At 43.6% G+C, this 22811-nt stretch carries 13 protein-coding genes and 1 pseudogene; 8 read left to right on the top strand and 6 right to left on the bottom strand.

Annotated features, from left to right (window positions below; all coding sequences use genetic code 11):
• Positions 1-6 precede the first annotated feature (6 nt).
• The 3 genes and pseudogenes from RDO37_RS02650 to RDO37_RS02640 all read left to right on the top strand — a co-directional run bounded on the left by RDO37_RS02650 (position 7) and on the right by RDO37_RS02640 (position 7166).
• Positions 7-2361, top strand: coding sequence for a hypothetical protein (locus RDO37_RS02650; protein WP_308498011.1), 2355 nt, complete (start codon positions 7-9; stop codon positions 2359-2361).
• A gap of 1410 nt (positions 2362-3771) precedes the next feature.
• Positions 3772-5619: pseudogene (locus tag RDO37_RS02645) on the top strand (DEAD/DEAH box helicase); the annotation flags it as partial.
• A gap of 764 nt (positions 5620-6383) precedes the next feature.
• Positions 6384-7166, top strand: a complete 783-nt coding sequence (locus RDO37_RS02640; protein ID WP_303073600.1) for a DUF4253 domain-containing protein — start codon at positions 6384-6386, stop codon at positions 7164-7166.
• 181 nt (positions 7167-7347) lie between these two features.
• On the opposite strand, the gene RDO37_RS02635 is transcribed toward RDO37_RS02640, so the two are convergent.
• Entirely contained in the window at positions 7348-8526 is a 1179-nt protein-coding gene (locus RDO37_RS02635) for an MFS transporter (RefSeq protein ID WP_303073601.1), read from the bottom strand.
• A gap of 934 nt (positions 8527-9460) precedes the next feature.
• Here RDO37_RS02635 and RDO37_RS02630 point away from each other — a divergent pair.
• Positions 9461-10348: an aldo/keto reductase gene (locus RDO37_RS02630; RefSeq protein ID WP_308498010.1), complete on the top strand. Its 888-nt coding sequence runs from the start codon at positions 9461-9463 to the stop codon at positions 10346-10348.
• Positions 10349-10454: 106 nt separating this feature from the next.
• Here the strand turns inward: RDO37_RS02630 and RDO37_RS02625 are convergent, their stop codons facing one another.
• The gene (locus RDO37_RS02625; protein ID WP_308498009.1) at positions 10455-12359 is read right to left on the bottom strand and encodes an RsmB/NOP family class I SAM-dependent RNA methyltransferase; all 1905 of its coding nucleotides are present in this window, start codon (positions 12357-12359) and stop codon (positions 10455-10457) included.
• A 1455-nt stretch (positions 12360-13814) separates the two neighbouring features.
• Here RDO37_RS02625 and RDO37_RS02620 point away from each other — a divergent pair.
• Positions 13815-14519: a FadR/GntR family transcriptional regulator gene (locus RDO37_RS02620; RefSeq protein WP_027939680.1), complete on the top strand. Its 705-nt coding sequence runs from the start codon at positions 13815-13817 to the stop codon at positions 14517-14519.
• Positions 14520-14896: 377 nt separating this feature from the next.
• Here the strand turns inward: RDO37_RS02620 and RDO37_RS02615 are convergent, their stop codons facing one another.
• The 4 genes from RDO37_RS02615 to RDO37_RS02600 form a co-directional block, all read right to left on the bottom strand.
• Positions 14897-15163, bottom strand: coding sequence for a hypothetical protein (locus RDO37_RS02615; RefSeq protein WP_308498008.1), 267 nt, complete (start codon positions 15161-15163; stop codon positions 14897-14899).
• A gap of 174 nt (positions 15164-15337) precedes the next feature.
• Complete coding sequence (gene yfbR / locus RDO37_RS02610) at positions 15338-15985, bottom strand: 5'-deoxynucleotidase (protein ID WP_281709954.1); 648 nt, start codon at positions 15983-15985, stop codon at positions 15338-15340.
• A gap of 465 nt (positions 15986-16450) precedes the next feature.
• Positions 16451-17635, bottom strand: a complete 1185-nt coding sequence (gene pheA / locus RDO37_RS02605; RefSeq protein ID WP_308498007.1) for a prephenate dehydratase — start codon at positions 17633-17635, stop codon at positions 16451-16453.
• A 536-nt stretch (positions 17636-18171) separates the two neighbouring features.
• Positions 18172-18918 (bottom strand): Bax inhibitor-1/YccA family protein, encoded by a 747-nt coding sequence (locus RDO37_RS02600; RefSeq protein WP_308498006.1) that lies wholly within the window; start codon positions 18916-18918, stop codon positions 18172-18174.
• Between the two features lie 620 nt (positions 18919-19538).
• Here RDO37_RS02600 and RDO37_RS02595 point away from each other — a divergent pair.
• The 3 genes from RDO37_RS02595 to ung all read left to right on the top strand — a co-directional run bounded on the left by RDO37_RS02595 (position 19539) and on the right by ung (position 22762).
• On the top strand, positions 19539-20495 hold the full coding sequence (locus RDO37_RS02595; RefSeq protein WP_027939677.1) for a sugar kinase: 957 nt from the start codon (positions 19539-19541) through the stop codon (positions 20493-20495).
• 285 nt (positions 20496-20780) lie between these two features.
• Positions 20781-21755, top strand: coding sequence for a bifunctional 4-hydroxy-2-oxoglutarate aldolase/2-dehydro-3-deoxy-phosphogluconate aldolase (gene eda / locus RDO37_RS02590; RefSeq protein WP_308498005.1), 975 nt, complete (start codon positions 20781-20783; stop codon positions 21753-21755).
• A 320-nt stretch (positions 21756-22075) separates the two neighbouring features.
• On the top strand, positions 22076-22762 hold the full coding sequence (gene ung / locus RDO37_RS02585) for a uracil-DNA glycosylase (RefSeq protein WP_308498004.1): 687 nt from the start codon (positions 22076-22078) through the stop codon (positions 22760-22762).
• Positions 22763-22811: the final 49 nt, after the last annotated feature.

Raw genomic sequence — 22811 nt, 5'->3', positions numbered from 1 at the left:
AGCGTTGTGACTTATAAAAAAGGCTGTGCTATTGGTGCTGCTCTTTTATCATGCGCACTGATTAGCCCTCATGCAATTGCAGCTGTGTCCGCCTGGCCTGCAAACAGCTGGGAAGCTGGACGACTTGATTATGCTCACGGTGGATCAGAAGTAGCAGCTTTTGTTAACGCTCAAGAAAAGATTCAGCTACAGGTAGTGCTGTGCTCTCAAAATCAGCCTACTCCATATCGAATGAGCGTACTTATTCCTAATACCAACAAGGCATCGGGAATAATTCCAGTAAAGCTAAATGTAGATGGCACTTCTACTAATGTGTACGCTGAGATCATTGGTAACTCCATGGAGTTTCAAGTAGGTACATCATTTTTGATTACACTACCTGATAGTCCCACCTTTACCATGAGCTTCAAAGAGGATGATGCAAAGTATCTGAGCATCCCACAAGAGTTAGTATTTCCTATGGATAGAGCCAATGTGGTTCTATCCGAGATCGCTAAATCATGTGCAATTTTAGAAGAGCAACAAAACTTCACCATAAGTCGCCCTCTCATCTCTGGCATTCTTTGGCCTCGTGGTGGCTTTAACCACAAAGATCTTCATTCTTCAGATAGCTCACTAGATAGACTAAGCCTCATTGAGCAGGCCAAGAAAAACGGTCTAAACGTTATAGAGCAAAGTGATTCAGATCGCCGCTGGGTAGATCCTAATTGGAATCCTGATATTGTTCCTAGCGCCCCAGAGATTAAGGCACGCTATATCGATGTAGACAGTGTGTGCCTAAAGCATCCACATTCAAATTTAAACGCAGTTAACCGCAGCGCACGCCGCTCAGATGCCACTACCTCAATTGCTACCTCATCAAGCACTGGTGCCAACTCTACAAGCGCTAACTCTACAAGCGCTAGTTCTGCAGGTGCTAATTCCGCAAGTGCCAAGTCAGCAAGCGCTAGTTCTACAAGCGCTAACTCTGCAAATGCTAATTCTGCAGGCGCAAGTTCTAATGGTGTAAAGAGAGCTGGGCATGTAGACAATATGGTCAACGGTTTAGTTAGCACCATACATATGCAAGATGATATGCCGTCATTTGTCTTAAGTGACAAGTGCAAGCATGCTCTGGACACTGTTTATGAAGAGCAGGGTAAGGATGCACTTTCATTCTTACCAAGCTTATTTAGAGATCCTACTGGACCATATCAGCGTTATTTGATGCTGTGGAATACAGTTTTGTCAGATACCGCTCGCATGGATTTTAAGAGCCCTGATATCACTATTGATGAATATGATTATTACTTGACCTTATTCTCTTTGTTTAGTGATACCAAGATTACACAGTATCCTCAGAGCTATTACGACATTCTTAAGTTAAGTGATGATCCATCGACCTTCATCTACGCTATGGATAATCGCTATGAGCTTGAGACCATCAAGTACTCATCGGTGCTTAATCGCCGTTTAACCGGTTTTGTATCTCCAAAGCGTAATGCTAAAGAGGCTTTAAGATCGTGGAATCAGTTCTACCAAGATCTCTCTTTAGCGCTACCGCCGATCTCAAAGGCCCAAGCACTGCGACCTGTGCTCTATCGTCAGATGTTAATGCGTTTTTGGCGTTTAGCAGGATATCCAGACTCATTACACCTGCGTCCTGAGTACTCCTTTGTACAAGGTAGCAAAGGCAAGACTACTACCCATGAGCCGCTTGAGAAAAAGTGCGCCATATTTGAAGGTTCAGATGGTGATGAGTTCTTTTACGCTAGCGATGACTGCATTAGAGGCATTTCCTCTGATTTGCGCAGCATTGGCTATGTAAACGAAGACTATCAACAAGTATTAAGCACTTGGGAGTCTTTTTCTAAAGCTTGGACGAGCTCGAAGTTCTATCATCAAAGCGAGCAATACACTACAGGTGAGCATATTAGAACTGGTATTGGTATCACCATGCTTTCCATGTTCAAAAACTACGGCTTTGGTGACTACTTCTTACTTAGAAAGTGTATCTCTAGTCGCGACAGTGATATCTGTGCCTACGAGGCGGATAAGTACTTCGATAGCTATGATAGTGACTTTAGAAAAACTGTTGCTACCGTAGCCGAGGTATCAGGTGAAGATGCACGTTCCTTAAAGCGCTTAAATGAATTGTGGCTAAGCTACTACGATAGTCTGTCAACATATGCATCAAACTTAGTTAAGCGTGGCCGTATGGAGTCTTGGCGAGCTGAGTTTGTAAAAGGCGTGGCGGTTACTGCACAGGCTGAATCACTCATTAGTACTCTTTTCTACAGTCGTGGCGAGTCTGACGAGATCGGTGAGTTCTATGAAGATGACTTCCAGGATTCCGATGTTGCCATGACGAGTGCCAACTAAGATCTCTATTTGGTCTTTTGCTAATAGTGCTTTGGACTTTTATCTGTTAATTGCTCTGCTATATCTTCAAAGCTTAAGCATGGCTGAAGTGTGATGGTTTGGCGCTGCATTTTGCCATGTCTTCAAAGCTTAAGCATGGCTGAAGTGTGATGGTTTGGCGCTGCATTTTGCCATGTCTTCAAAGCTTAAGCATTGCTGCAGTGTGATGGTTTGGCGCTGCATTTAGCCTTGGTGCAAACTAAACAATATAGTGCAAAAGGCTAAACAATCCTGATTTTATGGAGCTTGAGGCGCTATCTGTGGTCAGATGTAAGAAAAATGTTGCAAAAAGCTAAAATCTTGATTTCTTGTATGTATAATACAAGCACACAATTATGTGCGCTTAAGTGCGCTTTTCCGATAGTGAGTGCTTCACAAGAATAAGCACGTGATTTAGATAGTTTTCGGGAAGATAGCAGTTACAAACCAAACAACGTTAATGGCAAGTAAGCTGCTCGATAGTTGGGCCTATTGGCTGGTGCAATTGAGTTTTAAAGAGCCTTTTGGTTCTTAAAAGATTAGGGGGCACGCAATAGGCTGGTGAAAATCTACCCTCGGTGTGGGAAGTAAGAGTCGGGTCATTAAAATCAAAAGCAATTTTAAAGCAGCGCAGAATGAGCGCGGTAGGTTCGTTTGCGCATGGTATTTGGCAGCTTTATGCTGTTCATAGTGTTGTGAGCTTTAATGTTTGTCTTATTGTTATCTTGTTAGATAGTTTCAAGTGTGTTCCCAGATTCATTAAGTTACTCTTCATTGAGGTAGATCTAGGTATGTGATGTGCGTTAGTACTGCTATTTGTTTAGTGCTTGCGTACTTTCAAGGGTAAAAATCATGTCTGATTTACACAATAATCTCGTTGATGATGACCGCGAAATTGAAGGCGCAGAAAATCAAGAAGCCGTTGAGCAAACTGATTCTCATGACGGTGATGTAGAGATCAAGGTTTACACTAAGCACAAGTCTGCTGTAGCTGTATCCAATGGTGCTGATACTTCATTACTTCTTGATGGCGACGAGGGTGATGACAACGAATATACAGAGTTAGAGGATGAGGATAATGCAGCCCCTAGCTCTAAGAGCATCCCACAGCCATGGGCTTCTGCTTTAGGCAATACCTCTTATGATGAAGAGGAGACAAGCCAAGAAGACTCTGAGTATGACACCGAGTATGACTCTGATGAGTCAGATGAGTACTCAAATGAGTCAGCTCAGGCAGATGATTACTACGATGAGGGTACTCAGAGCGATGAGTATGCTCAAAATGATGAGTCAGTTTCTGAAGATGACTTATCTGATGAAGCTGCTCAGGAAGCTAACGAGTCTGTAGATGCAGATGCTACTGAGAGTACTGACGAGGACTCTGCCTTTAAGATCTCAGATGAAGAAGAGCCAATCATCACTTTTGATAGCCTTGAGTTAAGCGAAGAAGTACTCAAGGCCATTAAGCACGAAGGCTTTGAGCAGCCAACTCCAATTCAGCTGCGCTCTATTCCTGTAGTTATGAATGGCCGTGACATGATCGGCCAGGCTCAGACTGGTACAGGTAAGACTGCTGCTTTTGCTCTGCCAATTTTATCCAAGTTACCTAAGCGTCAAAAGAATATCTTTGCGCTGATCTTAGAGCCTACTCGTGAGCTTGCTCTGCAGGTTGCAGAGTCATTCTCTCGTTTTGCCCACTTTATTGATGGTTTCCGTGTTGCTCCAATTTATGGTGGCGCTTCATATGAAAACCAGATCCGCTCACTGCGTCACGGTGCACAAGTTGTTGTTGCTACCCCAGGTCGTTTAATTGATCTCATTGAAAAGGGCCGCTTAGACTTTAGCGAGCTGCGCTATGTGGTGATCGATGAAGCTGACGAAATGCTGCGCATGGGTTTTATTGATGATGTTGATTGGATCTTAGATCAGGTTCCAAGCGATCATCAGACTGCCTTATTCTCAGCTACCATGCCTCCTGTAATCCGTCGTATTGCTAAGGCTCACTTAGTAGACCCTGAGGAGGTTCGTATTGAGTCTCACACCACCACAGCAACTACTGTTCGTCAGCGTTACTGGGTAGTATCTGGTGTTCACAAGATCGATGCTATGACTCGTATGCTCGAGGTTGAGCCATATGAGGCAGTACTGGTATTTGTGCGCACTAAGACCGATGCTGAAGATGTGGCTAACAAGCTTGCTGGCCGTGGCTTAGCTTGTGCAGCTTTACACGGTGATATCCCTCAACGTCAGCGTGAGAAGATTGTTGAGCGCTTAAAGAAGGGCTCTTTAGACATCATCATTGCAACTGACGTGGCTGCTCGTGGTCTGGATGTTGATCGTATTACCCACGTATTCAACTATGACATTCCATACGATGCTGAGTCTTATGTACACCGTATTGGCCGTACCGGCCGTGCTGGTCGTACCGGTGAGGCTATCTTATTCGTCTCCCCACGTGAGCGTCGTGCTCTGCGTCAGATCGAGCGTGTTACCCGTCAGCGCATTGAGCCAATGCGTATGCCTACTGTGGCCGATGTTAACAAGCGTCGTTTAGAGAACTTCCGCAATCAGATCTTAGAGACCATCGATGCAGGTGGTTTAGAGGATTACTTAGAGGTTATTTCTGACTTACTCACTGATGATGCAATTGAGCCAGAAATCTTAGCTGCAGCTTTAGCTAAGCTTGCTCAGCGTGACGGCTCTTTACTCTTAGATGAGTCTGCTCCAGAGCCTAAGATGAGAAGCTTTGATGAGCACGGTGAGCGTGGCCCACGTGAGCGTCGTCATGGCGGTCCATCTGCAGAGCCTCTGCCATTACGTGACTTCCCAGAGCTTAAGATGGTGCGCTATCGTTTAGCTGTAGGTCGTCGTGACTCAGTTAAGCCAGGTCAGATTGTTGGTGCTATTGCTAATGAGGCAAATCTCGAGAGCAAGTTTATCGGCGATATTTCTATCTTCGACTCTTTCTCAACTGTAGATCTGCCAAGCGGCATGCCTAATGAGACTATGGAAATCTTAGCTCATGCTATCGTTTGCGGTCGTCGTTTAGATCTACGTGAGTACACTGCTGAGCCACCTGCACGTCCAGAGCGTCGTCCTCGTCCAGAGCGTGACCGTTTTGAGCGTCGTGATCGTTTTGATCGTGAGGATCGTTTCGAGCGTCGCGAGCGTCACCCACGTTCTGAACACGATCGTCACCCACGCCCAGAGCGTGATCGCTTCGACCGTCGTGATCGTTTTGATCGCGATGACCGCTTTGAGCGTCGCGAGCGTCATGATCGCTTTGATCGCCGTCGTCCACCTCATGACAAGTTCAATGATGACCGTTTCAATCGTGCCGAAAACAGCTTAAATATTGATGCTGATTTCTCCTACATGGATGAAGGCGAGTATCGTCATGAGAAGGGTGATATCAACGGTAACTCCATCAATTACCGTCCAGGTCGTTCAGCTGATGATCACAGAGGCTCAGACCGTCGCTTCGGTCCACGTGACTCACGTCGTCCACGCCCACGTCCTAACTTCGGTGGCCCACGTCGTCATTTCTAGGACTGTGTAGCTTTTGCAGTATGAAAAGCTGCTAGAGCTTTAAACATATTTCTGCGCTTTAGATTGATAGTCTAAGCCTACAAAAAGCCCAGATGCTCACATGCATGCTGGGCTTTTTAACTTTTATGCCACACAAAAAAAAACAGTATCTGTTGTCTTGCCCTCTTGTGTGTATGCTATTACCTTGCAAAAGGGTTTTAGATCACACTTAGAGCCACTAAGTAGGGTTCTTTATAATTTTATTTGGGATAAAGACGGATATGTCTCACATATTCGTGAAAAACATGGTGTAAGCTAGTTTCAATCATCAATAATGCATATAAGTATGTATCAATGTCCTTGCTAATAAGAGAGTGGGCAGTAAGCTCTTTTTTGCATTGACGTTGTAAAAGTACGTGCATTATGCGCTAAGCTTTAAGGCTTTGGTGTTTTGGCAAAGCTAAGAGAGGTGTTCAATGTCAGACGAGAAAATGAGAGCATTGGTAAGTGGTTTGGTTAACTACCTTGATTGTCCTTGTACTTATTTTGCGCCAATGATCGATGATGACCCTCTTATGGAAGCTTACGAAAAGGCACGAGAGGAAAGCGCTCAGAGCAAGGATTTTGTACCTGTATTTGTAGTGCCTTCAGATACTTTGCTTGAGACCTTAGTTATGAACTCTGATCCTACTAATGAGGGTCGTGTTTATGACTTTGACAAAGACGAGATAGCTGAATACCGTCGCGGTATTTTAGAGACTGATCCTAATAATGGTGAAGAGGCTATTCAAAATCTGCTCTCCATCACTCAAGAGGTGCTCGGTGATCCTTCTGTCTTTGAAGATATGATTAATCAAAGCGGTGGCAATACCGAGGCTGAAGATCGCATCATGACATGGTGGGATTTTGATAGCACCATGACTAACCACATTATCTTGGCCCGCATCCCTGTTGAGAAGGTCTACGAGATCTTTGCATGGCTGCCTATGGGTGGTTGGAATGCTTGTCCAAACAATGAAGATCTTAAGGTGATCTCAAAGCTGTGGTTTGAAAAATATGGTGCTCGCCCAGTGGTAGTTAGCGCCGATGGTATCGACTTTATGCTCGATGAGCCAGTAGCTGCATCCGAGGCTAAAGATCTTGCTATCAAGCACTATGCTTTCTGCCCTGATCTGCTTGAAGATCGTGAAGGCGTTACTATCTCTTCATATGCAGAGATTCTTGCTAAATCCAAGATTTGGAACTTCTGGTGGGATTAGTTGATGGGATTAGTAATCCCATTCACAAGAAATCATTCTTGAGTAAGCCTCAAGAAAAAAAGGAGCCACTTGGCTCCTTTTTTCTTGGGGCGATCAAATGCTAGATGAGCATCTTGCTGGTAGTCATATTCAAGATACTTTTGTATGACTAGCACTCACACACAAGATGCATCTACTCAGCTTATGAGTAGCTTACTGAATCTGGCTTCTTAACAAAGAAGAGTAGCAAGATGCCGACAGTACAAACAGCTGCGCCGACCATATAGACGATAGTGTAAGAGCCAGACTCAGCAAGTGAGATAAGGCCACCACCTGCGATCTGACCTGAAACCGAGGCGTTGATGTATAAGGATGTAGCCTGGCCTGGGATGGCTGGAAGCAGTTCTTGGAAGAACACCATGCCCATGGTGGCAACGAATGCAATATACAAGGCTGCAAAGAAAGTAATGAGGAGGTAATAGTTAGTATCCCCAGGATGTAACAGCAGCACTAAGAAAATAACTAGCGCGATACCACCAACTAAGATCACGTACTTAATACCAAAGGTCTTGGTAATACGTGCAGCTAAGAACATTAAAGGAATTTCGATAAAAGCTGCTAGGCCTAGCATGTAGCCAGGTAAGTCCTTATCTAACTTGAGCTCTTGAGTAAAGTAGAGCGGCATGGTGTTGATATAGGATGAAAAGGCAGTAAACATTAAGCCGATTGAGGCAAACAGCACTAGTACAGAGCGATTGGTCCACCACTTAATGTGACGGGATTTATCTACTGCAGCCTTATCTAAGACACTTGGCAGGAAGAAAAATGAGGTTACGCAAATAAGTGCAAAAGAAATAGCTGTAACTAAGAACAGGGTGTTAAAGCTATAACCCATAGCAATACCATAGGCAACTGGTGGTCCTACTACCCAAGAGACTGAGGCCAAAGATCTCATGAAGGTTGCAAACATTAACGAGCCACCTAAGTATTTAACTGCATACTCACGAGCTGAGGCGTAGATCTGTGGGAAAGAAACAGTGTAAGAACCAAGTAGCAGCAGACCAATGGTGCACAGCACGATAAAGCTTGGTCGCATATACAGCATATATGACGAGGCTACACCAAAGAGCGATGCAATACAGATAATAGCAGGACGCTGCAGTCCAATATCTGAAAAACGAGCCACAGTCTGTACGATTAAGATTGTGGCAATAGGCAGCAGCATAAAGAAGATGGAGATCTGCAGTGGAGAGAAATTGAGCTCTGTATTAAAAAATAGTGACAGCACAGGGTTGAACATGGAGTTGGCCGCAGAAACCAACAGACACATGGCAACGTAGATAGTGGTATTACCTCTTGTGTTGGCGCCGAATGTTTGCATTTAGATTCTCTCAGTGCTGCAGGGCGAAATTCTCAGTGCTCAGTGGATGGACTGAGCGATGGTTAAACACAGCAAAACAAGCAAAAAGCCCCATAACTAACATCTTGGCGATGCCATGAACATGCGTGAACACAGTCTCATGCATATGGGTACGCACAATCTCATAAACCGCACATGCGTGCACACGGTATGATGCACAATCTCATAAACCGTACTTGCGTGAATACAGTATCATGCACAATCTCATATACCGCACATGCGTGCACAAAGTCTTATGAGTCGACCATCTAGTGGCAGTACTCATGCACTTGCATATGCATATAATCGTGAAGCTTTAACTCGTGTTTGCTATTGTTTAGGCCGTATATTGTATGACTTGTCAAAGTAGAAATGGTTACACTAAATGGCACAAGTCAAGTCGGATATTATCCACCGTTCACAAGAGCTTGCAATAGTTTTTTGTGACAAATATCACATAAGATTTTACAGCTTATCTTGGATCCTAGTTGCAGCTTAGATTTGACGCTAATGCTCAATAATCATGCATTGTTTGCACTTGTATGGAAGTATATTTTTACGTGTAAGACTAGATGAGTACAACGTCTCACTCACATAAGCGTAGCTTTAATAAATTTCAATGCAAATTATAAAAAGCCAGCGCATTTTGCCTTGGCAAGCAAGTATATAGCATGGCATTGAGTACTCAGATTTCACGATAAAAAAGCTCCACAGATACTGCATCTGATTACATTATGGACGCGATTAATCCTTGCAAGCCGTAGGCATTTTGAGGTCTGCTGCTATTGAGCATATGTTGCACTTTATGAGCGCTCATAACGTTTATAGCTATGTCTTAAGCTATCATGAGGAAACAAAAGTAGTTTTCATAAGATAGGATCGGTTGACTTAGTCATCTGACGAGGCGAGCGTAGTTATGAGTACACAAATTTCACAAGAGTCCATTAATGCAGCACAGCTTTTAAATGACAATGGCTTTGAGCTTAAAGGCCGTGGCGTCTTACCAGCTATTGGCTTTGGTACTTGGGCATTAGCTGGCGGCGATGAGTGCGTCAAGTTGGTCAGAGATGCCATTTTATGCGGCTATCGCCTAATCGACGGCGCAGCATTATATGGTAATGAAGTTGAGGTGGGTAAGGGTATTGCTGTCTCTGGCATCGATCGTGAAGAGCTCTTTATCACCTCTAAGGTCAAAGAGGACGATATGGGATATCAGTCCACTAAGGATGCTTTCTTTAAAACTTTAAATGATTTAGATCTTGAGTATCTTGACCTGTATCTGATTCACTGGCCAGCAAGTGAAAGCAACAATCCTAAGGCTCATGAGCTCAATTTGGCAACTTGGAAAGCCATGACAGAGCTGTACGAAGAAGGCTACATCATGAACATTGGTGTCTCCAACTTCAAAGAGCATCATCTTATGCCGCTGATGGAGACCAAGGTTAAGCCAATGGTAAATCAGTTAGAGATTCACCCAGGATTTACTCAGCTTGAGTTAGTGCGTTTCTGTCAGGCCAATGAAATTGTACCTGAGGCTTGGAGCCCAATGGGTCGTCAACGTGTCTTTGACAATGACGTATTAAAGGCCATTGCATCAGAGTGCAATCGTACTGTAGCTCAAGTATGTCTGCGCTTTGTTAATCAGCTTGGCATTCCATCCATTCCAAAGTCTTCTACGATTGAGCGTATGAAGCAAAACATGGATATCTTTGACTTTGAGCTTTCTGATGAGCAGATGGAGCGAATCTTAGTTTTAGATGAGCAAAACTTAGGCTTCTCTGGTCTTGATCCAGACAAGAAGTAGTTTGCCATTAGCACTCTTTATCCAAGAAAAAAGCCCCATAGTTCATCACTACGGGGCTTTTTTCATGTCCTACGAGCTAACTTAGCTTACTTAAGCAAGCTGAGCTCTAGTCCTGCTTGCCAATCTCTGCACTGTCAGCAGTGCCTGCATTTTCAGTGCTGTTAGCAGTGCCTGCATTATCAGCTTGTGTAGCTGCATCTGCCGGCTCGGTTACAGTGTCATTAGCTCTGGCAGCATCTGCCTGAGTGTTATCAGGATTTACTGCTGCGGTAGCTACATTATCTGACTCTTCTAAGCTTGGTGCACTTGAGGTAGTGTCGTTAGCGTCATTTGCCTCAGCTGTTGCATCGAAGGTCTCAAGACGACGCAGACGGGCCATATAGAAGCCATCAAAGCCAGAAGATGGCCAAATGTGCTCTTCAGCCTCAAGAACGAACTCACCTGGGTGATTGGCTAAGAATGCCTTAACTTGCTTTTCGTTCTCGCTTGGCAGGATTGAGCAAGTAGAGTAAACCACCTTACCGCCAACCTTGACCATGCGGCTGTAGCGCTCAAGAATGTCAGCTTGAATCTTCTTAAGCTCAATTAAACGTGGCTGAATATCGGCCCACTTAGAGTCAGCGGTACGACGTAGCACGCCTAAACCTGAGCAAGGAGCATCGATAATCACACGATCGGCATGACCATACAGACGCTTAATGACTTTAGTTGAGTCGATGACGCGAGTTTCGATGTTAAAAGCACCAGCACGACGTGCACGAGCCTTAAGCTCATCTAACTTCCAGCCCTCAATATCCATGGCAATTAAAGAGCCCTTGCCATTCATTAAGGCAGCTAAGTGCAGAGTTTTACCACCAGAGCCAGCGCAGGTATCGATAACACGCATACCTGGAGCTACCTCTAAGAATGGGGCGATTAACTGAGAGCCAGCATCTTGCTGCTCAAACTTACCCTCGCGGAAAGCTAGGGTACGGAATAAGGCAGCATTAGAAGTAACTTCAAGTGCAGTGTGAACACCTTTAACTGACTTAGTTACTACGCCTTCTTCTGATAAAGCTGCAGCAAGCTCGTCACGAGTGGTCTTAAGGGTATTAACACGGATAAAACGTGGAGCGGCCTCGCCTAAAGCCTTACGCTCAGCTGGCCACTTGTCCTTAAGCTCACGGGAGCAGAGCTCTTCAAGATAGAAAGGACAGCCCTCATTGTAAAGTGGGTGTGCAATCGCCTCTTCAATACGCTTTTTAAGGCCAGTACGGTCAAAGCCTTCGGCATTAAGCTCAGGCAGTGGCCAGCCTTCAGTTGCGTAATAAGAGAGAATGAGGCGGTTTACGTGACGCTCAAAGTCAGATGGACGCTTTAAGCCTGCAACGTGTGCATAAAAAGACAGGCGGCGGAACATGGCGTTGATGTGACGAATCACAAAGCCTTGTTCTACTGCAGGGATCTTTACCTTAGCAAACCACATGGCATAAGACTTATCGAGCGGCTTCTTATCTACTAAAGCAGAGTTAAGAATGCTCTGTACTAAGCGCATCTGGAAAGTAGTAAAGCCTGGCTTTCTTGGAATCTTATCGTTGATTATCTCTTTGCGACGAGGCACTACGATCTTCTTGCCATCTTTACCCTTGTTAAGACCTTCACGACGGTTAGAAAAGGAACGCTCGCTACGTCCTTGCTTGTCAACACCGTCGTTAAAAGAGCGCTTGGAGCGATCTTTATTGAATGAGCGAGTGCCATGCTCTGCATGAGTATTGTCAGAGTGACGCTTGTCGTGATCGGTAAAGTGAGGCTTAAAGTGTACTTGCTCGCCACTTGGAGCATCTTCTCTAAATACTTTCGCTCCCTTGTTGAAGTTTGTAGAAGAAGTCTTCTTTACAAACTTGCTGTTAAATGACTTAGGGCGATCAGAGCGATTTTTCGGAGTGTTAGAGCGTTCTGTTTTGTTAAAGGTGGAAGTACGTGACTTGCTTGAGCGCTTATCACGCTGAGAAGTACCGGCATCAAATGGCATGGTGGCTTGTTTATCCTGTTCTAACTTACTTGAGAACGCGCCTGAGCGCTCTTAATCTAGCTTCATTTAAGAATGTGCCGCCAAATTGAAACACTAATCGTTCAGCGCAATAAGACGAGACGCTGAGTACAGGCGAGCGGCAAAGAGAGCTACTTTTTAATAGAAAGTAATGAGATACGCAAACTACCCTAGGTAGCTAACGTATTTTGTTTGTGCAAACGTTAATTATAGCATCTTTTGATCACACATAGTCACAAAGACTTAAGTGATGATCTAAGATCTTTTGCCAAGCGCTAGGCTACATGGTCAAAAGACAAAGCTTGAAAGTAGCATTTACCTTATGAGCGCAAATTAGTAAGAACAATGAAATACAGACTCAAGTACGAATAATGTAATACAAGATCTTGAGCTTTTAATGGCTTTTAGGCCTTTATTTGGGTGGGCAAAACGTGATCTTAGATGGAATAAAAGCTTTGAGGCATCAAAGATGGCCTCGATATGTCGATTAAATCACATACCCCTTAATGAAAATCAAGCATACTGTGCAAATCTTTGGCTAATGCCTTAGTACTATTAAATCTTTGGCAAAGGTATTGGCACTATCAAGTCTTTTGCAAAGGTATTGGCACTATCAAGTCTTTTGCAAAGGTATTGGCGCTATCAAGTCTTTTGCAAAGGTATTGGCGCTATCAAGTCTTTTGCAAAGGTATTGGCGCTATCAAGTCTTTGGCAAAGGTATTGGCGCTATCAAGTCTTTTGCAAAGGTATTGGCACTATCAAATCTTTAGCAAAGGCAACAGCTCTAAAAATGTTAGCCAAGCTACAGTTCTTTGAGCAGCTAAAGTGTAGTTAGCTAATCTACGCAAGGGCGCTAAATAAGGCGAAGATTTAAGCGCTTTGTTGGCGCAAAACGCTCCATACGAACAAGAAAATACCTTGTTGCAAGATAATTTTGCATCTTAGTGCTGATGCATGCTGTATTTGCCTAGTTTTTTGGATAGAATGCCATATCTTTTACTAAAGCACAGACATTATCTAGCACTTGTAGATAAGTTTAGGTGCTTGTAAATTTGCTGCCATATTTATGCGCAAAGGCGTGATGGCATGGCTTAAGATCTTTTAGGTGTGTGCTACCAAACATACATAAGTGGTTACATGCTTATTAAAAGTGAGCATGAGGACTAGTTAGCTTGGCACTAGTTGTAGTCAGACTAGCAGTTAACTTCCATCCTTGCTGCTGTATGGTTGTCATGGTGGACACGATGCTAAGCATCATTGACCATTGTTTGACATTAAAAGCAGTGGTGCGATGGCTTAATCATTTAGCAGCATCGGTGTTGGATTAGATTGCAAATTTGATGTTGAGCTTGCAAAAGTAATTGCTTTTAAAAGCATCGAAGCTCATCTTATTTGCTAAACGATTGCCTGTACTGACTATCAGGCGTGGAGAGTTATATGTCAGAGCGCGTGCGCCAAGATGCGGTTTCAAGCGAAATTGTAAGCTACATTAAACGCATGATCAGCACCGGCAAATGGCCTGTAGGCAGTAAGATTCCATCAGAGAATATGCTGCGTGATCGTCTTAACGTGTCACGTACTTCTCTGCGCAGCGCCATTATGCAGTTATCAGCTCTGAATGTGCTCAAGGCCAAGCAGGGTGTTGGCACTTTTGTTATCTCTGAGTTACACGAAGATGCAATCTTCGAAGGCACTGGTAAGAACTTAGCTGTCAAAAAGGAAATCGTGCAGATTCTTGAGTTTCTCAAGATCGTAGCTCCAACAGCTATCTTCATTGAGATGAAGAAGTTCAATAAGTGCTTTTCAGGTATGGACAAGCAATTAGCTGCCGCTGTAGAAAATCAGCGTGCTTTAGCAGCTACTAATCAAGCTGAGTTCTTAGTAGCTTGCTTTGAGTTCCACACCATGATCTTTAACAATATCGTTAATGAGTTTGTTAAGAAGACCGTAACAGAGGGTATTGCACGTCTGCAAAATGCAGTTTCATCACTGCAGCCTACCATCTCCACTCAGGTTATTCTGACCCTCCACAATAAGCTCATCCAAGCTATTATTGAAGAGGATGCTAAGAGAGCATCTCACGTACTCAAGAAGCTCTACACTTACCTCACAGCTCACGATTATTTGCGCTCATTAGCCTAGTGCACCTAGCCTAGCCTGAGTAGCCTAATACTCATGGCCCAATGCTAACAGTTGAATGCCTCAAGCATCCATTGCTAATAAGGCAACCTCTGGCATTGGCATCTACTGTAAGTATCATTGAGCTAGTAGTGCGCAAACAAAAAAGACCCTGCCGTGTCGTCCTAAATGCAGGAAAAACAACAAAACTCTTGAAATAGAGGCTACTATCTAGCTCAAGCTGATATCCAGTAACTAGAGCTATAGCAGATGCACACGGCATCATTAACTGTAATGTGGCAATGGAAAGATGATTGTCCGTTTTAGAGGCTGAATCGAATGAGTCTCTTCAGGCACGAAAGAATGTTTTAGGTAATATCTTTGATGTCTTTGTCCGAAATTTATAAAACTTCAGGGTCATCATCTTGGAATTTATCAGGGAACTCTTCGGCTAATTTGTTGTAAAGCTCCATATCGCATAGAACTCTTACAGTTTCCCTATCATTTGGGTCGCACTCAATAATTTGAGGCAACCCGATGACGCCAACATATTCAGTATATTCAAGTACGTAATACAAACGCCCGTTCATTTCCCCAATAAATATAATTATGCCTTTGTCAGGGGCTTTTTCTTGTAGCTTTATTCTGAAGTAGTTGATTGCATCCATATAGCACCATGATTATTTTTTAATAGAAAACTGCTTTGTCTTAATCAAAACACTCTTAGCTACTTTATCATCAAACTCACAGTCATCGTACGCCATGAATCGTCTTCATAGTTTGGATGGATCTCAACATCGTAGCCCATTAAGCGCATTGCAAGAGTATGTGTTCAATAGTGCTTATTGCTGATCAGTGGATTGAGCTTGATTGTCTGAGTCCATACCAGCAAGCTGATCTACAGTAGCCCAGCATTGAGCAACAAACTTATCCATAAAGTACTGTACTTCTGGCATACGCTGACAGTAGTCAGCTAGCACTTTATCTAAGCCTTCTTTTACGTGGGTAAACTCAGTATTGTTAAAGCGTAGCTCATCGTTGGCCTTGATATAGGCTGAGAGAATATCTGCAGCCTTTACGATTTCTTTGAGCTCATGATCAGCTTCGTTTTGCACGATCAGATGATGAAAATCCTCTCTTAGCTCTTCTGGCAAGGTATTCACACACTCAAGCTCTGCACGATGTTCAATCATCTTGTATTGCTTAGTAAACTCAGGATTGAGGTATTTAGTTTTGGAGTTGAGATCTTGCAGCTTGGTCTCAGATACCTCATGGTACAGGGCAAGTACTGCTACGCGCTCAGCATTGACGTTGCCGTTAAACAGGCGATTTTTAATGATCGCGAGCATATGGGCAATGACAGCAGTTTGATGGCTGTGCTCAGAGACATTTTCAGAACGAAAGCAATGCATGAGAGCCCAGCGTTTGATGAGCGACATGCGAACAATCCAAGCTAAAAAGGTCGATCCTTTCTTGAAGATTTTGCCCATCACATCCTCCTAATGATCTCGATGTTCAAAAGACTCATCATTAGCATAACACCCTTACAAGTATTTTCACCTTAAGTGCAAATAAACTCCTAAAACACGATATAAATCGTGTTTGGCTAAGCTAAAGATGTTGAGCGGCTAAGTCTTAAACAACGTTTAGTGATGCTAACTAAGATTACTTTTGAGGTGGTGAGGCTTACGATATCTATCTGATGTATGCCTGTCTGATACCCAACTGTATGGTGTTGATGCTTATTAGCTACGTATTTCTTTGTTTGGAGCTACGGTTTGCGTTGCGAGGCTAAATCTTTGAAGATGCCGTCTATCTCCATGGGCTATGGTATGGAGGCTGGACAGGATACTATGCGCGGGCGATTACGGGGATGAGGATTGAGCAAGATGATTAAAGATATGACCAAGGCTAAAGGACAGATCGTGCCTTTAGCCATGGTTTGTAAAATTAGTTTAGATCTGCTCGTGCTCGGCAGAGAGGTAGCAACCTAAGACCTTGAGGTTGCCAGTTAAGTCCTTGAGCTTTTGCATGATGTTTTGCATAGCGGTGGTGTTGAGGTTGGCCTCAACATCGGCAAAGAAGATCTCTTCCCAAGCATCACGATTCTTAGCCTCTAAAGGACGAGAGTAGAGTTTGGTTAAGTTAATCTTGGCATCGTTAAACTCATTGAGCACTGCGATTAAAGAACCTGGAGTGTACTTCTTGGTGCTAAAGAGAATGGAGGTCTTAGCTGCCATAGTTGATGGAATATCAACAGGAGTCTTGCTAAGAATAATAAAGCGAGTGTAGTTATTCTTGTTATTTGCAATATCACTAATTAAAGAATTGAGTGAGTAATAGCAGGCAGCATGCTTAGAACCAAGAGCTACTGCAGATGGATCGTTTTGCTGCTTAACAATGCTCATAGCCTCAGATGAGGAGTCAGTATAGACGATGTTAGCGTGGCTTAAATGCTCCTTGATGAATTTAGAACATTGAGCTACTGGCTGAGGATGAGAGTAAATGGTCTTGATGGTCTTAAAGTCAAAGGCATCATTTTCGCCATTTGGAGGAGGCACTACTGACAGCAAGGAGTGATCAATTGGATAGAAGATCTCACCGGTGATGAAGGCATTCATGGACTGCATCGTGTCCACTGCCTCATTGATAGAGCCTGAGTTGGAGTTTTCAATTGGCAGCACACCGTACTCGCAAGCACCGCTCTCAACCTTGTAGACAATTTCGTCAAAAGAGGAGCAAGAGTGCTCTTCCATACGCGATGAGTAGTTTGCAAAGTAGTGCTGTGTAGCTAAATGGGAGTAAGTACCCTTGGTGCCTAAATAGGCAACAGAGGTCGAGCGGGTGATGTCTTTGCCGTTGATCTTATCTACGATATAGCTTTGCTCATAAGATACAGTATGAGCCATGATCTTTTCATAGATTTCACGGATCATGACTGGAGATATGCCGCTTTGAGTTGCTCTATCCATTAAAGTGGCGATCTTTTGGGCCTCTCGCTGCTTATCGACAATGCGCTGATCGTGATGGAGCTTGTAGATTGCTACATCGGTAGCAACGGCCTGTCGCTCCTGCAGTAACTTAATGATTTTGCTATCAATCTCATCAATCGCGTCACGACAATCAAGTAAATCGCGCATGTACTCTCCTCGTACTAATACTATTGGTACTTACTATAGTGCATTAATCTTAGGTGAAAGACTGCATCATTACAATGAAACAGCCCTAATTGGCACTATTTTAGGCAACGTATGAACCTTTTTGCATCGCTAGCACCATCTTAGAACCCATTATTAGCAACAAATGACGCCGCATCTTACTCATATGCATACCGTGCTCATATGCATGTGTTTTGCTGCATCGTGCTTATATGCATACCATGCGCATGTGCATGTGTTTCACGGTATCTTAGTTATATGCATGCGTTGCGATGCATCGTGCTCATATGTAGCGGAGTGGCATTGCACGGTTGAGGCTATGAGCTGTTACTGGACCTTGTCTAGCTTATGTGGTTTATGGGGAGCTTGGATTTTTTTTCTTTATGTGTATGTGCGTACTTTAGCTTTGAGGCGGGCAAACAAAAGCCCCCAAAGGATGGCCAGTGGGGGCTTTTGAGAATTAAAACATTCTTGTAAAGCTAGGCACTCTTGTTAGTGTGCTGAGCTTTTTGTAACTACTACTCGCGCTTGGATAAGAGCTTTAAGATCTCAAGGTAGAGCCAGCAGATAGTTACGAGTAATGAGAAGGCGCAGTAAGACTCGAAGTACTTAGGCAGCTCATGCTCTTCAACGCAAGAACCAATCATTTCAAAATCAAGTACTAAACTGAAAGCAGCAATGGTGCAAACAATTAAGGAAATGATAATGGAGATTGGGCCGCTATCTGGCAGCAGCCTGAAGCCAAAGAGGCTTAATAAGATGTTGAGGGTGTATAAAATAGCAACACCAACAACAGCGCCAGTAATAACAGCACGGAAGCGAGCAGTTGGAACAATTACCTTGAACTTCCACAGAGCTAACATGCTTAATACCACTACGAAAGTGGACATAACAGCAGTAGATACGATGCCTGGGTACTTGAGTTCAAAAGTAGCACTGATGCAGCCTAAAGCAACACCTTCTGCAACAGCATAAGCTGGAGCAGTGAAGTTAGAGTACTGTGGCTTGAAGATAGTGACAAAGGCAATGATTACAGAAACAATGACTGAACCAATTAACAGAGCTTTTGGAGTAGCTCCGTTTTGGAACATGTAGCCAAAGCTGTAGAGCATGCTGAAGTAACCGACAACAAAGGTCAGTGCAACAAGCAAAATGGCCTTAGTGGTAGCGCCTCTAACGGTAGCGACTTCGCCGACACCGCCAAAGTTATAAGCACCGGAGGCGGCTTTATCAAGCACACCCATTGCCGGATTTGAAGTGTTCATCCAAGGGCTCCTGAATTATGAACGTTTTGATCGCAAAGCACATGCTTTGAGAACACATAAATGGTGAAAGTTAGAAAGATGTGTACCAAACGAAATGCTTAAAGTATGAGCATTCATTAAGTACAACGGATCAGTTGTTTCTAACTGTGTTGAGCTAGATAGTCTAGCATCAATTAGTCTGAGATTTTACCAAAGTTATACAGCTGCTCAATTCTTTAAGTTCATTTTTTGGCGTTAGCTCATGCAAAAGTACACTTATTCATACTCAAGGTTGTCCTTATGGATCCATAAAGGTGCATTTTTTACTTATGCTTCTAAACGAAATGGCATAAATATGTGCTTTTAAGCTGCCAATAACTAGTGGTAAGCGAGCGGCCTTTAGTAGCTTGAAGACATACGCTTTTTCGCTTATATATCAGCATTGGATTAAAAAATGTGAGATTGGTTTCGTTTCACTTGTATACTAGTTTACAAGTGTTATTATGCAGCGTAATCTAAACTCGAGCACATTAGATATATGTGCCGTTTTTAAGGTGCCGTAGCATGACAATATGCTTTACAAAGAGCACTTTTATACGTAAAGATAACGACTAGTATTAGAGCAAAGTACAGGAGTCATTATGGCAAAGGGCTTATTGCTTGCTGGCGAGCCAATGGGTTTGTTAATAGCTCAAAGCGAGGGATCTCTAGATAGCGTTGCAGGTTTTACGCTTGCTGTGGCTGGTGCAGAGTTTAACGTAGCTACAGGCGCTGCTCGTTTAGGTCATTTTGTTTCCTACTTAACTAAGCTAGGTAACGATCCTTTTGGCACTCGTATCACCAATACATTAACTGCCAATAAGATTGATAGCTCCAATGTACTGACCTCAGATACTAACACCACTGGCTTCATGCTTAAAAGCAAGGTAAGCAAGGGTGATCCTGAGATCTTCTATTTCCGTAAAGGATCTGCCGCCTCTACCTTAGATGCATCTGATGTTGAGAAGATCGACTTTAGCAAGTTTGATTATGTACATCTAACCGGCATTTTCCCAGCGCTGACTGATTCAACTCGCGCAGCCATGATGGCTCTCATTAAAAAAGCTAAAGAGCTTGGTTTGTTTATTTCCTTTGACCCTAACTTACGTCCGCAGTTATGGCCATCTCAAGAGGTTATGGTTAAGACCTTAAACGAACTGGCCTCTTATGCTGACTTAGTACTGCCAGGTTGTGGTGAGGGTAAGATCTTATGCGGTAGCGAAGACCCATCTAAGATCAATGACTTCTACCGCTCATTAGGCGCACGTATGGTCGTCACCAAGCTAGGTCCTGATGGTGCCTTAGTGCGTGAAGGTGATAATGAGTACAAGGTACCTGGCTTTATTATTGATAAGGTCGTAGATACTGTAGGCGCGGGCGATGGCTTTGCTTGCGGTGTTATCACCGGTCTTATGGAAGGTTTAAGCCTTGAAAAGGCTGTGGAGCGTGGTGCGGCTATTGGTGCTATTCAATGCACCTTTGCTGGCGATAACGAGGGATTGCCAACTCAAGAGCAACTTAAAGAGTTTATGCAAAGCCACAAGCGCGTTGCTCTTTAAGCATTAATTCTTCTTATCACAGTCAATAAGAACCATGTAAGTTTGTGTGCGTATCTACTCTAATGAGAGATATTTTGCACCAAACTCTCATAGCACTGCTTAATCAATGCTTTAAATTGGGGTGATACACTCATGGTTGTGTTGCATTGATCCAATAGTTGCATTCTGCTTTGTTGCTAGACCTCAAAGTTGTATTAAACTTAGGTAGATTGCAGAACAATGCTGTTTTGTGCGTGTTGCTAGCTCACGGAGCAGTTATTAAGAATAGACAGCAGAGGAATAATCATGTCTGAAATTTTTGAGCGCATTAGTGAGTACGGTATCGTTCCACTCGTAACTTTAGACAGTGCTGATGATGCAGTACCTTTAGCTCGTGCGTTAGTTGAAGGCGGTATCCCAGTTGCCGAGGTTACTTTCCGTACTGCTGCAGGTGCTGAGTCTATCAAGCGTATTGCAGCTGAAGTTCCTGAGATTATGGTAGGTGCTGGTACCGTTCATACTGTTGATCAGGCTAAAGAGACCTTAGACAATGGCGGTCAGTTCATTATCACCCCAGGCTTTAACGAGAAGGTAGTTGACTGGTGTGTTAAGAACGAAATTCCAGTATGCCCTGGTACTGTAGCTCCTTCTGATATTGAAGCAGCTATGAACTATGGTCTTAAGGTTGTTAAGTTCTTCCCTGCTGAGGCCTATGGTGGCATCAACACCTTAAAGAATCTTGCTGCTCCATTTAGCGGTATCAAGTTTGTACCAACTGGCGGCATCGGTATGCACAACTTAACCGAGTACCTCGACCTGCCTAATGTAGCTGCTGTTGGTGGTTCTTTTGTTCCTCCTGCAAAGTTAGTTAAGGAAAAGGATTGGGAAGGTGTTAAGGCAACCTGCCGTGAGATCATGAGCAAGGTATTTGATTTCACCGTTGGTCACGTTGGTATCAATGCTGGTACCGAAGAGAATGCTAACGCTGTTCACAAGCGTATCGATGAGCTCTTTGAGTCAGGCCGTTTCGAGACCCCACTTGCTATCTTCTCAGGCAATCTCGTTGAGATCATGAAGCGTCCATTCGTAGGTCAAAATGGTCACATCTGTGTTGATACTCGCGATCTTACTCGTGCTTTAGCTATGCTTAGCCGTAAGGGTGTTGAGTTCGATCCAGAGCTATTCATGTACGATGCTAAGGGCAATCTGGTTACTGCCTACATGAAAGAAGAGATTGGTGGCTTTGCATTCCACGTACGCCAGCGTCCTAAGAAGAAGTAATCAACACAATACTGCATCTTAAAGCAAAGAAGTACTAGCTTTGCTTCATGGCCTAAGGATTAGGCATTAAAGACAGCTTCAGGTTAAAACTTGAGGCTGTTTTTGTTTGTGCTGAGTCCATCTAAAGATCTGTATAATCTTTTGCCATGAGCACGTAGCTAGCTGCCAGAGCAAATACATTGCTTATGCACCACAAGAACTCTAGCTCCTGTATTAAAAGAGCCAAAGTGCATGGCAAAGATAGCTGCAATGCACTAAATACAGCAAACGGCTGGCAATACTCACAGCACTATCTTATGGATTAATAAGGACGTGATTAAATGGCATTAACCTGGCATGACATAATTGGTGATCTTAAAGAGACTGATTACTTTAAGAATGCTTTAAATGCATATGACGCTGATGTCCAAGCAGGCATTGCTTGCTATCCTCCAAGAAAGGAGATCTTCAATGCCTTTAAGCTCACAGCCTTTGAAGATCTTAAGGTAGTCATTATTGGACAAGACCCATATCATCAAATGGGACAAGCCATGGGATTGTCATTTTCGGTAAAGCCAGGTATCAAAGTCCCACCATCTTTGCAGAATATCTATAAGGAACTGCAATCTGACATTCCAGGATTTGTGATTCCCCAGCATGGCTGCTTAACCCCATGGGCAACGCAAGGTGTGCTCTTATTAAATGCTATCTTATCGGTTCAAGATAGTAAGCCACTCTCTCATGCTAAACGTGGCTGGGAGTTGTTTACCGATGAGGTGATCTCACGCATCAATCAGCATAGCTCTAATGTGGTCTATCTTCTGTGGGGCGCTAAGGCCAAAGCTAAATGCATGAGCGTCGATAGAAACAATAACCTCATCTTAGAAAGCGCTCACCCATCTCCACTCTCTGCCTACAATGGTTTCTTTGGTTGCCGCCACTTTTCTCAGGCCAATGCTTATTTGCTCTCCCACGGCAAGACGCCTATCAATTGGCAGTTGCCGCTCACTATGGACACACAAGGCTAAAGCCATTTACGCATGGCCAAACGTGCCTATAGCCATTAACGCATGGCCA

Origin of the sequence: uncultured Anaerobiospirillum sp., assembly GCF_902485895.1 — a bacterium.
Classification (GTDB): Bacteria; Pseudomonadota; Gammaproteobacteria; order Enterobacterales; family Succinivibrionaceae; genus Anaerobiospirillum; species Anaerobiospirillum succiniciproducens.
This window is presented reverse-complemented; position numbering and strand designations above follow the sequence as displayed.

What these genes read in the sequence shown, in the direction of transcription:
- RDO37_RS02625 (WP_308498009.1), bottom strand. Translation starts at nt 12,359, where the DNA reads ATGCCATTTGATGCCGGTACTTCTCAGCGTGATAAGCGCTCAAGCAAG.
- RDO37_RS02620 (WP_027939680.1), top strand. Translation starts at nt 13,815, where the DNA reads ATGTCAGAGCGCGTGCGCCAAGATGCGGTTTCAAGCGAAATTGTAAGC.
- eda (WP_308498005.1), top strand. Translation starts at nt 20,781, where the DNA reads ATGTCTGAAATTTTTGAGCGCATTAGTGAGTACGGTATCGTTCCACTC.
- RDO37_RS02630 (WP_308498010.1), top strand. Translation starts at nt 9,461, where the DNA reads ATGAGTACACAAATTTCACAAGAGTCCATTAATGCAGCACAGCTTTTA.
- RDO37_RS02615 (WP_308498008.1), bottom strand. Translation starts at nt 15,163, where the DNA reads ATGGATGCAATCAACTACTTCAGAATAAAGCTACAAGAAAAAGCCCCT.
- RDO37_RS02640 (WP_303073600.1), top strand. Translation starts at nt 6,384, where the DNA reads ATGTCAGACGAGAAAATGAGAGCATTGGTAAGTGGTTTGGTTAACTAC.
- RDO37_RS02595 (WP_027939677.1), top strand. Translation starts at nt 19,539, where the DNA reads ATGGCAAAGGGCTTATTGCTTGCTGGCGAGCCAATGGGTTTGTTAATA.
- yfbR (WP_281709954.1), bottom strand. Translation starts at nt 15,985, where the DNA reads ATGGGCAAAATCTTCAAGAAAGGATCGACCTTTTTAGCTTGGATTGTT.
- RDO37_RS02635 (WP_303073601.1), bottom strand. Translation starts at nt 8,526, where the DNA reads ATGCAAACATTCGGCGCCAACACAAGAGGTAATACCACTATCTACGTT.
- pheA (WP_308498007.1), bottom strand. Translation starts at nt 17,635, where the DNA reads ATGCGCGATTTACTTGATTGTCGTGACGCGATTGATGAGATTGATAGC.
- RDO37_RS02600 (WP_308498006.1), bottom strand. Translation starts at nt 18,918, where the DNA reads ATGAACACTTCAAATCCGGCAATGGGTGTGCTTGATAAAGCCGCCTCC.
- ung (WP_308498004.1), top strand. Translation starts at nt 22,076, where the DNA reads ATGGCATTAACCTGGCATGACATAATTGGTGATCTTAAAGAGACTGAT.